Origin of the sequence: Candidatus Methylopumilus planktonicus (assembly GCF_000981505.1) — a bacterium.
Taxonomy (GTDB): domain Bacteria; phylum Pseudomonadota; class Gammaproteobacteria; order Burkholderiales; family Methylophilaceae; genus Methylopumilus; species Methylopumilus planktonicus.
Genome location: NZ_LN827929.1, coordinates 395,345 through 407,517, shown reverse-complemented (window position 1 = coordinate 407,517; position 12,173 = coordinate 395,345). Strand labels below are relative to the sequence as shown.

17 protein-coding genes are annotated in these 12,173 nt (G+C 37.1%); 8 read left to right on the top strand and 9 right to left on the bottom strand.

What is annotated here, in order from left to right:
* Positions 1-2: 2 nt before the first annotated feature.
* A complete protein-coding gene (locus BN1208_RS02265; protein ID WP_046487493.1) occupies positions 3-182 on the bottom strand; it encodes a tautomerase family protein in 180 nt (59 codons plus the stop codon).
* Between the two features lie 2 nt (positions 183-184).
* Positions 185-817 (bottom strand): uracil-DNA glycosylase, encoded by a 633-nt coding sequence (locus BN1208_RS02260; protein ID WP_046487492.1) that lies wholly within the window; start codon positions 815-817, stop codon positions 185-187.
* 75 nt (positions 818-892) lie between these two features.
* Between BN1208_RS02260 and BN1208_RS02255 the strand changes: the two genes are divergently transcribed.
* The 6 genes from BN1208_RS02255 to BN1208_RS02230 are packed head-to-tail and all read left to right on the top strand — an operon-like array spanning position 893 to position 5,775.
* Entirely contained in the window at positions 893-1,732 is an 840-nt protein-coding gene (locus BN1208_RS02255; RefSeq protein WP_046487489.1) for a 23S rRNA (adenine(2030)-N(6))-methyltransferase RlmJ, read from the top strand.
* A 31-nt stretch (positions 1,733-1,763) separates the two neighbouring features.
* Positions 1,764-3,134 carry an adenylosuccinate lyase gene (gene purB / locus BN1208_RS02250; protein WP_046487487.1) on the top strand — a complete coding sequence of 457 codons (1,371 nt, stop codon included), beginning with the start codon at positions 1,764-1,766 and terminating at the stop codon, positions 3,132-3,134.
* Complete coding sequence (gene wrbA / locus BN1208_RS02245) at positions 3,134-3,727, top strand: NAD(P)H:quinone oxidoreductase (protein WP_046487484.1); 594 nt, start codon at positions 3,134-3,136, stop codon at positions 3,725-3,727. The genes purB and wrbA overlap by 1 nt, the downstream gene beginning before the upstream one ends.
* Positions 3,724-4,059 carry a DUF2069 domain-containing protein gene (locus BN1208_RS02240; RefSeq protein WP_046487480.1) on the top strand — a complete coding sequence of 112 codons (336 nt, stop codon included), beginning with the start codon at positions 3,724-3,726 and terminating at the stop codon, positions 4,057-4,059. The genes wrbA and BN1208_RS02240 overlap by 4 nt, the downstream gene beginning before the upstream one ends.
* A gap of 1 nt (position 4,060) precedes the next feature.
* Positions 4,061-4,810, top strand: coding sequence for a 5'/3'-nucleotidase SurE (gene surE, locus BN1208_RS02235; protein WP_046487477.1), 750 nt, complete (start codon positions 4,061-4,063; stop codon positions 4,808-4,810).
* 23 nt (positions 4,811-4,833) lie between these two features.
* A complete protein-coding gene (locus BN1208_RS02230; RefSeq protein WP_162197756.1) occupies positions 4,834-5,775 on the top strand; it encodes a peptidoglycan DD-metalloendopeptidase family protein in 942 nt (313 codons plus the stop codon).
* Here the strand turns inward: BN1208_RS02230 and BN1208_RS02225 are convergent.
* Positions 5,753-6,142: a thioredoxin family protein gene (locus BN1208_RS02225; RefSeq protein WP_046487472.1), complete on the bottom strand. Its 390-nt coding sequence runs from the start codon at positions 6,140-6,142 to the stop codon at positions 5,753-5,755. The genes BN1208_RS02230 and BN1208_RS02225 overlap by 23 nt on opposite strands.
* A gap of 30 nt (positions 6,143-6,172) precedes the next feature.
* Positions 6,173-6,769: a nitroreductase family protein gene (locus BN1208_RS02220; RefSeq protein ID WP_046487469.1), complete on the bottom strand. Its 597-nt coding sequence runs from the start codon at positions 6,767-6,769 to the stop codon at positions 6,173-6,175.
* Positions 6,770-6,854: 85 nt separating this feature from the next.
* On the opposite strand from BN1208_RS02220, the gene BN1208_RS02215 reads away from it, so the two are divergent.
* Both BN1208_RS02215 and tadA read left to right on the top strand, forming a co-directional pair.
* Positions 6,855-7,322, top strand: a complete 468-nt coding sequence (locus BN1208_RS02215; RefSeq protein ID WP_046487467.1) for a phosphate-starvation-inducible PsiE family protein — start codon at positions 6,855-6,857, stop codon at positions 7,320-7,322.
* An 8-nt stretch (positions 7,323-7,330) separates the two neighbouring features.
* Positions 7,331-7,792 (top strand): tRNA adenosine(34) deaminase TadA, encoded by a 462-nt coding sequence (gene tadA, locus BN1208_RS02210; protein ID WP_046487465.1) that lies wholly within the window; start codon positions 7,331-7,333, stop codon positions 7,790-7,792.
* A 32-nt stretch (positions 7,793-7,824) separates the two neighbouring features.
* Here the strand turns inward: tadA and BN1208_RS02205 are convergent, their stop codons facing one another.
* The 5 genes from BN1208_RS02205 to rlmD form a co-directional block, all read right to left on the bottom strand.
* Positions 7,825-8,511, bottom strand: coding sequence for a Bax inhibitor-1 family protein (locus BN1208_RS02205; protein WP_046487462.1), 687 nt, complete (start codon positions 8,509-8,511; stop codon positions 7,825-7,827).
* An 82-nt stretch (positions 8,512-8,593) separates the two neighbouring features.
* The gene (gene nagZ / locus BN1208_RS02200) at positions 8,594-9,613 is read right to left on the bottom strand and encodes a beta-N-acetylhexosaminidase (RefSeq protein ID WP_046487460.1); all 1,020 of its coding nucleotides are present in this window, start codon (positions 9,611-9,613) and stop codon (positions 8,594-8,596) included.
* A gap of 21 nt (positions 9,614-9,634) precedes the next feature.
* Positions 9,635-10,345 carry a queuosine precursor transporter gene (locus BN1208_RS02195; protein WP_231854586.1) on the bottom strand — a complete coding sequence of 237 codons (711 nt, stop codon included), beginning with the start codon at positions 10,343-10,345 and terminating at the stop codon, positions 9,635-9,637.
* Complete coding sequence (locus BN1208_RS02190; RefSeq protein ID WP_046487457.1) at positions 10,335-10,817, bottom strand: L,D-transpeptidase; 483 nt, start codon at positions 10,815-10,817, stop codon at positions 10,335-10,337. The genes BN1208_RS02195 and BN1208_RS02190 overlap by 11 nt, the downstream gene beginning before the upstream one ends.
* A 13-nt stretch (positions 10,818-10,830) precedes the next feature.
* Entirely contained in the window at positions 10,831-12,168 is a 1,338-nt protein-coding gene (gene rlmD / locus BN1208_RS02185) for a 23S rRNA (uracil(1939)-C(5))-methyltransferase RlmD (protein ID WP_046487455.1), read from the bottom strand.
* Positions 12,169-12,173 lie beyond the last annotated feature (5 nt).

The window sequence follows — 12,173 nt, the reverse complement described above, 5'->3', positions numbered from 1 at the left end:
AACTAGCCTAACAAACTACCCCCTACTGACCAATCCTCACCTTTAACTTCATCAAATACAATGTAGGTATACGACGCTGGTTTATGAGCTACTTTTTCCATAAGCACTGTGATTTCTTTTGCGATAGTTTCTTTTTGATCGCGGTTTAAGGTTCCTGCTAATTTAATATTAATGTAAGGCATTTTTAATTCTCCATTTCTTTTTTGATTGATTGAAAAACACTAAAAAACATTTCTTCGGTAAGTCTTTTTGTTTGCGTATTGTATCGACTGCAATGATAACTATCATACAAAACTAACTGATTAGGTAAATCATGACGAGCGCCATGTGAAAACACATAATCAGATTTTTTCAATTGAAAGGCCGATAAAACAGATTGATGCGCAATACTTCCTAAAGCCAATACTAATGTGCGAGGCTGAAGTAAATCTAATTCCGACTTTAAATAGTGATTACATTGTTTTATTTCTTTAGGTTCGGGTTTATTTTGTGGAGGCAAACATTTAACAGCATTTGTAATCCTACAATGAATGAGCTTTAATGAATCATCAGCTGCGATTGACTCTTGTTGGTTCGAAAATCCGAAGTGAAACAAGGCTTTATATAAAAGAATCCCTGCGAAATCGCCAGTAAAGGGCCTACCTGTTCTGTTTGCTCCGTGCATACCGGGGGCTAAACCTACAATCAATAAACGAATCGATGTATCGCCAAAAGGCGGTACAGGCTTACAAAAATAATTAGGCTGCTCTAATTTAACTTGATCTAGAAATGTAGCAAGTCGAGGACATTCTCTGCAGTCTTCTTTATATTGTGTCATTATTTTATATCGTGAGAATTCACGTATTTTATTTATAAACTCTATAATAGCCCATGTTCATCATGTCCTCTATCCATGCTTAGTTATCGACACGGCTTTCACGCAGGTAATCATGCAGATGTGTTAAAACATATTGTGCTTACACTGATCTTAGATTACCTTAAACAAAAAAATAAACCTTATTGGTTTATTGATACGCACGCAGGGGCGGGAAAGTATTCGCTTGAAAGTGAGTTTTCTAATAAAACATCCGAACATCTAGATGGTATTAAAAAAATCTTTCATGACGAAAAAAAACCATTAGCTTTAGCAAAATATACTGAAGTTATTCGAAAGCTCAATGGTGGCGATCAGTTGAAACAATATCCTGGCTCCCCTTGGATCGCGAGTCAGATGTTATCTCATGAAGACAGAATTAGGCTCTTTGAATTACACCCTACCGACTTAACTTCGCTTCTTCATACTTTAGGTAAAAAGCCGAATACCAAAATCTATGGTGAGGATGGCTTTAATGGATTAAAAGCCCTTATTCCGCCACCCCCAAAAAGAGGACTTGTTTTAACCGATCCCTCTTACGAAATTAAAAACGATTACCTTAAAGTGGTGGAATCCTTAAAAGACAGTTTAAAACGTTTTGAAACAGGTATCTATATGGTTTGGTGCCCTTTGATTGATCGACCTGAACCCTTAACAATGCTCAAACAACTTCAAAAATTGAACGTTAGAGAATGGCTTTATGTAAGCCTTTCGATTGCTAAATCAAGTGATGATATTGGGATGTTCGGTAGCTATCTTTTTATCATTAATCCACCATGGAAACTCAAAGAACAATTACAAGAAATCATGCCGTATTTAACCCAGCAATTAGGTCTTAATGGCCACGGTTCTTATGAAATTGATGTAAAAACGAGTTAAAATAACAGTATATGTCTCATAGGATTTTTACATGCAATTATCAACGCTGAATGCCCTGTCTCCCTTAGATGGAAGATACGCTAAAAAAGTCGATAATTTGCGCCAGTACTTTAGTGAGTTTGCTCTCATTAAATTCCGTGTTGAAGTTGAAATTAAATGGCTCATTTCATTGTCTGATGAAAAAGCCATTAAAGAAGTTACAGCTCTAAGCAAATCCGCAAGAGAATCACTCCAAAAAACTATTCAATCCTTTGGCGAAGTTGATGCCGCTGAAATTAAAAAAATTGAAGAGACAACAAATCACGATGTAAAAGCAGTTGAATATTGGTTAAAAAATAAATTTAAAGACAATCAAGAAATTAAAAGCATTTCAGAATTTATTCATTTTGCATGCACCTCTGAAGATATTAATAATCTATCCCATGCCTTCATGATTAAACATGCCAAGGAAACTGTTTTAACACCCAGCGTTGAAAACATCATTAAAAAATTAAAAGATCTAGCACATGATTTAAGTGATCACGCTATGTTGGCCAGAACCCATGGTCAAGCTGCAAGCCCAACAACGATGGGTAAAGAAATGGCTAATGTCGCTTATAGGCTGCAAAGACAAATAGATCAATTTAAAGCACAAGAGATTCTAGGTAAAATAAATGGTGCTGTAGGTAATTTCAATGCACATATCACAACTTATCCTACATTCAATTGGCAGGCATTTTCAAAAACATTTGTAGAGTCATTTGGTCTTACTTTCAATCCTTATACAACACAGATTGAGCCGCATGATTACATGGCAGAGCTCTTTCAAAATATGATAAGAATGAATACGATTCTGATCGATCTCAATCGAGACATTTGGGGTTATATCTCACTTGGTTATTTCAAACAAAAATTAAAAAAAAATGAAGTAGGCTCATCTACCATGCCTCATAAAGTGAATCCTATTGATTTTGAAAATTCAGAAGGTAATCTTGGTATTGCAAATGCATTGTTAGCCCACTTCTCAGAAAAGCTTCCTATCTCAAGATGGCAAAGAGACTTAACTGACTCTACTGTCATTCGAAATATTGGTCTAGGTTTTGGTTATACAATCCTTGCTATTGACTCTTGTCTTAAAGGTCTTAATAAATTAGAAATTAATGCAAAAAAATTATCTGATGATTTAGATCACGCTTGGGAAGTTTTAGCAGAACCCATTCAAACTGTCATGAGAAGGTATGGCATTGAAAATCCATATGAAAAACTTAAAGAGTTAACGCGTGGAAAAGATCATATAACTAAAGAAGTCATTCAAACTTTCATTCAGCAACTTGAAATTCCTCAAGAAGCCAAAGATGGATTGCTTCGATTAACACCGGCAAGTTATGTCGGTGACGCTTCTCAGTTGGCAAAAAAAATCTAATGAAAGAAGTTTTAGTTCTTTACTACTCTCACGGGGGTGCGGTTGGAGAAATGGCCACATTTATTGCGAGAGGTATTGAATCCATTCCTGGTGTTAAAGCTAGAATTCGAACTGTGCCTAAAGTGACATCCACCATTCAGGCTCTGGAAGACAGTATCCCAAGCGAAGGCCCTCCTTATGTGGACCACAAAGATCTTGAAGAATGTATAGGTCTAGCCATGGGAAGTCCTACGAGATTTGGTAATATGGCAGCGCCTCTTAAATATTTCATCGATAGCACTATATCTTTATGGTTAAGTGGAAACCTTATTGGAAAACCTGCTTGTGTATTTACTTCTTCAGGTTCTCTTCATGGCGGTAATGAATCAACACTTCTTAGCATGCAACTTCCACTACTTCATTTAGGCATGGTGATTATGGGTGTGCCTTACTCAGTTCCAGAATTAAGTAGCACCAAAACAGGGGGCACGCCTTATGGACCTTCTCATGTGGCTGGTGAATCTAATAAAGCACCAATATCTGAGGACGAGAAAAAAATATGTCTTGCTATGGGTAAGCGACTAGCTGAAACCGCGCTTAAACTTTCAGCATGAAAAATTATCTCCAATTAGGAGCTTCCGTTAGTCTTATTTGTCTTATTTTTCTTTTGTGCTCTTGGGAGTTATTTTTGGCGCCCTTTAAAAGCCAGAGTTCGTGGCTGGTCCTTAAAGTCGTCCCTCTTCTCATTTCAATGATGGGTATTCTTAAAGGAAAAATTTATACTTATAAATGGTCTGGCTTACTCATATTCATTTATTTTATTGAAGGTGTTGTAAGAGCCTATTCCGATCTCGGTCTATCATCTAAAATAGCACTCCTTGAAGTTTTTTTAAGTGTTGTATTTTTTCTATGTGTAACGTTTTATCTGAAAGTCAGTCGTCCGTAATATGAATATTCTTTTATCTAACGATGACGGATACAACGCACCTGGTATTAAAAAGCTTGCAAGCTATTTAAAAAAAATAGCACATGTGACTATTGTCGCGCCTGATAGAAACAGAAGTGGCGCGAGTAACTCTTTATCGCTTGATCGTCCATTGACAGTTACGGAAGTTGAAAAAGATTATTACTATATTAATGGCACGCCAACAGACTGCGTGCATTTAGCATTAACAGGGCTGTTAGATAAGGTGCCAGATATGGTGATTTCTGGTATTAATAATGGCGCCAACATGGGTGATGACACCATTTACTCTGGTACGGTAGCAGCTGCTATGGAAGGCTTCTTACTGGACATTCCTTCCTTTGCTATTTCAATGTCACAAAACGATGCAACCTATTTTGAAACGGCCGCATCTATTACAAATGATCTTATTTTGCATTACCAAAATAATAAACCCAAAGAAGCTATGCTCTTAAATATTAATGTACCTGATGTGCCCTTAGAAAAAATTCAAGGTATACATATCACAAGGCTTGGAAAAAGACATAAAGCTGAGCCTGTCAATAAAACACAAGATGTTGATGGCAATACTTCTTATTGGGTCGGTGCTGCCGGCTTACCAAATGATGGAGGAGAAGGTACTGATTTCTATTCAGTTGGCCGTGGCTTTGTATCTGTATCACCTATTCATGCAGACCTTACAAGACATAATCAAATTAATGATTTAAAAACTTGGATGAATAACTTTAAATGAGATTGAATTTTTTTATTATAAATATGGCACTATTTTCTTTGATAGCTGGTTGCGCATCCAATGCGCCAGCGCCAGTCACTGAGAAAAAAATTCCTGCAGATAAATCAACTACAATACAAAAAAATAAATCTGTCGCGAGAGCCAAAAGAGACTCGACTCAGCCATGCCCAGATGTTTATATTGTCAAACCAGGCGATACCCTTTATAGCTTAAGTCTTGATTGTGGTTTTTATTACAAAGAAGTTGCTCAGGCAAATGATATTAAAGAGCCTTATGCGATTAAAGTAGGCGAAAAAATAAAATTCGATCAAGTTAAATCAAACAATCCTGTTGTCACTACAAATGAAATGAAAAAAAACGAAGATGTCGTCACTACACCATTAAAAAATAATGAAGAAGTAGCTGCCAATACGGAAACCTCACCCCAGCCTCAAACAAAACCAGTCACAAGTGGTATCAGTCATTTAGATAACCCAAAAGCTTTTAGAGAAAAATATACAGATGAAGCCTATAACCTTAAGACGACAACACCGCAAACTACAAATAACGTTCCATCAATAACATCTAAAGAAATTACACCTATTGCTTTAGAAGATAAATTAGATTGGCAATGGCCCGCTAAAGGTAAGTTAGAAAATCTTTTTAATGAGGCGCAAGGTCAAAAGGGAATTGATATTGTAGGAACGCTCGGTCAAGAAATTAAAGCAGCTGGTCCGGGCAAGGTTATTTACAGCGGAGAAGATTTAAAAGGGTATGGCAAGCTTGTGATCATTAAACACAATAACTCTTATTTGTCTGTGTATGCTCATAACAAAGAACTTCTCGTCAAAGAAGGTCAGATCATTATGAAGGGGCAAAAGATCGCAACGATGGGTGACTCTGGAGCTGACAAAGTGAAGCTTCACTTTGAAATTAGAAAACAAGGTCAGTCAGTTGATCCGACTACTTTTCTTGGGCAGCCTTAATTTCGCCTTTAGCTTCTCTTTCATAATAATCTCTGACAGTTGACATATCGTGTTCTCTTGCCCACTTGATAATTTCATCAAGGGCCGAGGCGCCAATTTGACCGATTTGAGTATGAATGCCTGCTTGCTCTCTAATAATAAGAAGGCCTGGTATTTTTTCAACTTGGAAATATTCACCAATTTCTGTATCTGCTTCTATATCGACCATCCCAAATAAAATATCCTTATTTTTTTCTGAGGCTGCTTCAAATATCGGCGTAAATTCAATACAAGGTTCACACCATGGCGCCCAAAAATCAACAATAACAAAATCATTATCTTCGATTGTTTTTTTAAAGTTCTTTTTTGTAAGTTTTACAGTTGCCATCTAGTATCCTAGTAATATTCGATTGAAAAACTATAACGATTGCTCGCCCCATTGATTGGTATAAAAAATCTCTCTTAAGGGTTTGCGCTTTCTAGCTTCTTTTTCTTTAGCTAATGCTTCAGCATTTACCTTCTCTATAGCGAGTGGGTAACCAATCGCAATAAAGGACATTAAATCATACTGGCTTGGAATTTGAAATAATTGTCTCGTTTTTTCAACATCAAATCCACCCATTTGATGAGCCACCATACCCAAGCTTGTGGCTTGAAGACAGATATTTTCTGAAGCAGCGCCTGTATCGTACTGGCCCCATCGGTTAGTTTTCTCATTATTCGAGAAGTTTTGGTGAGCGCAAGCCAAAATTAAAATAGATGCATCCATAGCCCAATTTTGATTACCAATAGACAAACAATTAAGTGCCTGCGTCCAGGGTGTTGCATCTTTCTTATTAAATACAATAAATTGCCACGGCTGATCTCCCATGCATGAAGGACTCCATCGCGCTGCTTCCATAAGGGATAAAAGTAATTCCTGAGAAACAAATTGAGTTGGATCGTAAGCTCTTGAACTCCATCTGTCGGCTAAAATGACATGAATGGGCTGTTCGGTAATCGCTGGTTTTTTCATTGGGACACTATCTTTATATTTAAAGTTATCTCTATAATAAAGATAGTTTTCACTTCCTTCAAATTTAATTAATAAGGATTCTATGATGATTCAAACTGAACTCCCGTCCGAATTCAAAGGCATTAATCGATTTGCTATCAAAGCTATGCTCTATTTAAACGGCTTTGCTCATATTGTGATTGGTTTGGCTTTGGCGACATCTATCATCATGTTTACTTGGCTTTTCTTCGTTGAAATCAGTGCCGCAGCGCATGCCAACAATCTCATTCATGGCTTTATTCATGCGCTTGGCACACTCATGTTGCTTTGGTCGATATCGGCTCTTATTTCAGCTGTAATGCGCTATCTCAATGGAAGTAAACTGGAAGTTGAAACTTTCATTGAGGTTGTGATGGTGCTTTTTCTCAGAAAGCTCATCGTGCTTCCAGTTCAGGATGCAAAGCCAACCCTCGAAGAAGTTGGCATTTGGGTAGGAGGTGCATTTTTAATTGGTGTTCTTTATATCCTCGTGATTCGCTTTAGAAAAACAATCCCTGACTTTAAGAGAAAATAAACTTCTTCATGACTGATGAAGATCTTAAGTTTATGAGGCTAGCTTTAGAGCTAGCTAAAAAAGCTGAATTAAAAGATGAGGTGCCGGTAGGTGCCGTCATTGTTCAGGATGGTGAAGTTATTGGTAGAGGGACGAATACATCAATTGGCGACCATGACCCCACTTCGCATGCTGAGATTAATGCCATAAGAGAAGCGGCTAAACTCATCAAAAATTATAGATTAAAAGACTGCTCAATTTATGTGACTCTTGAGCCCTGTGCTATGTGTGTAGGCGCTATTCAACATGCGCGTATTGGGAAAATTATCTATGGCGCTACGGACCCCAAGACGGGTGCTTGCGGAGGCATGGTTGATCTCATAGGTATCAAAGAGATTAACCATCATGCAGAAGCTATGAGTGGCGTCTTAGAAAAAGAATGCAGCCAAATACTAAAAGATTTCTTTCTTTCAAAAAGAAAAAAACCGTAGAAAACTACGGCTTTTTTAAAAACAAAAATGATTTAGTCTCTGTTACCTAGAAGAGCCATCAATAACTGGAGTAAATTTACAAATAAGTTATAGATATTCATATAAAGCGCTAACGTTGCCATGATGTAGTTCGTTTCTCCACCATTCACAATGCGACTTACATCGTACAGAATGAATCCTGAGAATAATAACACTGCAACACCAGACAATGCTAAAGCCATCGCAGGTATTTGGAAGAATAAATTAGCAAGCGAAGCTAAGATGAGAAGAATGATACCAATCATCAAAAATTTTCCCATAAAGCTAAAATCTTTTTTAGTGGTAGTAGCGATCGTAGCTAACGTTAAAAATATTGCAGCTGTGCCTCCTGCTGCTAGACCCACGATTTGAGCGCCATTACTTAAACTAAAAGCTACTTGAAGAATCGGACCTAACATCACACCTAAAAATAAAGTGAGTGCTAGTAAGAAAACAACGCCTAAGCTGTTATTTCGATTTGCTTGAATTGCGAAAAATAAACCAAACATACCTGCTAAAAGCATAATGGCAAATATAATAGGATGCTGTTGAGCAAATAAGAAATTCATGCTCATACCTATGTAAGCGCCGATTGCGGTTGGAATAAGCGATAAACCAAGTAAAGCATAAGTATTTCTAAGGACTTTGTTTGTCGCTAATACTGATTGCGACTGGCTTTCAATTCTTATATTTTCTTGCATATGTTTTCCTTTTATAAAGTTTTTAATACATGTAATAGATTATATAACTTACCAAATAGTTTCAATATTCATTTAAATTTTTTTACATAGTCATAATTTGAGTTGTCATACCCTTGAAACCTTTTTCTTGTGATGTTTTTAGGGCTATATGAGGCTCTTTAAAGCCTTTCATCTTAAGAAGCCTTTCAATACTTTCAGATGACATCTTCCAGTCTAATTGAAGTAAAACTTCATCTACCAATTGCGGGCTATTACATAACAAAACCATGTCACAGCCAGCCTCAAGCGCTTTGATAATTCTATCCTTCATTTCACCACCAAGAACAGCCCCTTTCATACTCATATCATCGCTAAAAATAGCGCCTTTAAAATGAGCTTTTTCTCTCAATTGATTTTTAAGCCAAAATTGCGAAAACCCAGCCGGATCTTTATCTGCGGCAGAGTATAGAACGTGGGAAGGCATCACTGCATTTAATCCATGCTTGATTAATGATATAAAAATACTCATATCTTTAGACCCAATCTCGTCGAGCGTTCTCGTATCCTCCGAAATACTTAGATGTGAATCGGCCTTTATATACCCATGCCCTGGAAAGTGTTTTCCAACGCCATGCATGCCGCCTTCGTTTAAACCTTCCAAAAGGTGAGATGCCAAAGCTTTAATGGCTTCAATATCGCCATGAAAGGCTCTATCTCGAATTACGGTACTTTCGCTGTAATCAATATCTAAAACCGGTGTAAAACTAAAATCGATATCAAATATTCTTAATTCAATCGCGATAATTTGGCCAATTAAAAAAGCTAAGTGATTTGCTTTTTTGGGGTCATTATCCCAAATTTCGCCTAACTTTCTCATAGCAGGGATCGCAGTAAAGCCTTCTCTAAATCTTTGGACGCGGCCACCTTCATGATCGACAGCGATTAAGAAGTCATGGCCCCTTATCTTTCTAATAGCATCTGTTAATGTCTTTAATTGAGCAGTGTCTTGATAGTTTCTTGAAAATAAAATAAGTCCGCCAACCAAGGGGTGCGAAATTCTTTTAATGTCCGCATCGCTTAATACAAGCCCTTCAACATCAATCATTAATGGGCCCAGCTTCATTTTGATTGAATAACGTTCATATCATTTAAAAATAAAAGGATTGAAATTGGTGCGTGTATCAAAATGATCTAGATTTTCTTTCTTTTTTAAGAAAGCAACAATCTTATATATCCCTGGGGTAAATAAAATTTCTATCAGCGTTTTGGCAACGAACTGTGCAATCACTACTAGGATGATTTTGTCATTTGGAATCACACCGCTATTATAAAAAGCTAAAGGATAGAATAGAATTGAATCAATCGCTTCACCTGCAATGGTAGAACCGATCGTACGGCTCCATAAATATTTTCCTTTTGTCATAATTTTCATTTTTGCTAATACAAAAGAGTTTACAAATTCGCCTGCAGCAAAAGCAACCAAACTTGCCAAAGAAACTCGCCAAGCTGAACCGAATGCAATTTCATAGGCCTCTTGATTATGCCAATAGGGTGCAGGTGGAAGCGCCACAATCATCCAAGCCATAAAAGATGCAAAAGCAAGCGCTATGAAACCTGCCCATATCACTCTTCTTGAAGCAGCATAACCATAAACCTCAGTTAAGATATCGCCAAAAATAAATGAGATAGGGAAAAATAAGACCCCAGCACCGAAAGTAAGAAGGCCAAAAAATGGAACCTCTACCTGAGAAATTTTTGCAGGTCCAATTAAGTTTGATGTGATCAATACTGTCACAAACGCTGCCATGACAAGATCGTAATATCGGTATTGGTTTTTATACATATTAGATTTCATTGATCAATACATGATCGCCTGCATTAATTTGATCAAACAAATCGATGATGTCTTGGTTGTCCATGCGAATGCATCCATGTGATACAGGCTGACCTAAGCGAGCTAAATCATTCGTCCCATGGATATAGATAAAACGCTGCATCGTATCTTGATTTCCTAGACGATTAAATCCAATCTCAAGACCCGAGAGCCAAAGTATGCGGGTTAAAATCCAATCCTCTTTTGGGTTATTTTCTGACATTGATGGATGCCATATTTTTCCTGTAAGTCTACGAGCCGCAAACTGAGCATAGAGAGGTGCGCCTTGACCAATTTTTGCGCGAACGATATGTTTACCTGAAGGCGTACAAAAACTACCTTTATCTTGACCTATGCCTTTTTCTGCAGTGGAGATTACAAAAGATTTTACCCATACATTATCATCACGATATAAATGAAGCTTCTGTTCTGCAATTGAAATTTTAATATGCATAGTTAAATGATTTTTAAGATTCCGTCTTTACAAATAATGCAATCGATTCAACATGTGAAGTATGTGGAAACATATTTACAATACCAGCTTTATCAAATTTGTAACCCTTCTCATGCACTAATATTTGAGCGTCTCTTGCAAGGGTCGCTGGATTACAAGATACGTAAACAATGATAGAAGGATGAATGTCGTCATCAATAAGTTGCACCAATTGAAATGCCCCATCCCGTGGTGGGTCAATGAGCCATTTATTTGCATGACCTAACTTTAATAAGGATTCTTTCGTAATGTCGAATAAATTCATACATTGGTATTCAACAAAATCATTTAAGTGATTTTCATCACGACATTGCTTTGCTCTTTCTATGAGCGATGCTGAGCCTTCGATACCCCTCACTTTTGCGCCACTCGTGGCTATAGGTAATGTGAAATTTCCTAGGCCACAGAAAAAATCGAAAATACGATCATCTTTTGAAGGCTTTAATAAACTCATTGCCCTTCTTACTAATACCTGATTGATGAAGGGATTGATTTGCGTAAAGTCGTACGGCATAAAACTAAACTGCAGCCCAAATTCTTTTAATGCGTAAGAAAGCTTAACGTCATCTTTCTTCGATAAAGGTTTTATCGTATCAGGCCCTTTGGATTGGGTCCAAAATTGCACCGGGTGTTGAGATGAGAATGTATTTAAAAGCAACTCATCATTTGTATTTAATGCATCTAAAATTCTTAATACTAAAACCAAATGCTTTTGATCCGCAGCAAATTCAATTTGAGGAATCTGATCTTTAATCGAAAGTTGAGTGATTAAGTCTTGCAGTTGAGGCAAGATATCGGAGAGGGTTTGAGGTAAGACTTCACAGCTAGAAATGTCAGCAATGAAATGTGTTCTTTTTTCATTGAATCCCACAAGCGCTTTATTTTTCTTAACAACAAACTTGACTCTTAAGCGACCTTTATATCGGTAATGCCATGATGGTCCTGCAAGAGGGGTGAGTATTGTTTCAGTTTTAACTTTACCAATGCGAGATAACGTATTTTCAAAGACCCTTTGCTTAGCTGCAATTTGTGCTTGGAACTCAAAATGCTGCATAGAACAACCACCACAACGATTAAAGTGATCGCATTTAGGCTTTACTCTTAAATTAGATTGCCGAATGACTCTTTCTGTAAAAGCAATTTCGTAACTTGGTTTTTTAACATATGACTCGCATTCGACAATCTCACCCTGAAGGGCACCTTCGACGAAAATAGCTTTACCATCAATATGGGTAACACCTCGCCCCTCTTGATCAATATTTTCTATTGTGGCGAGTAATAATTTTTTTTTAGGTTTTATATCGTCTTGCATTTAGA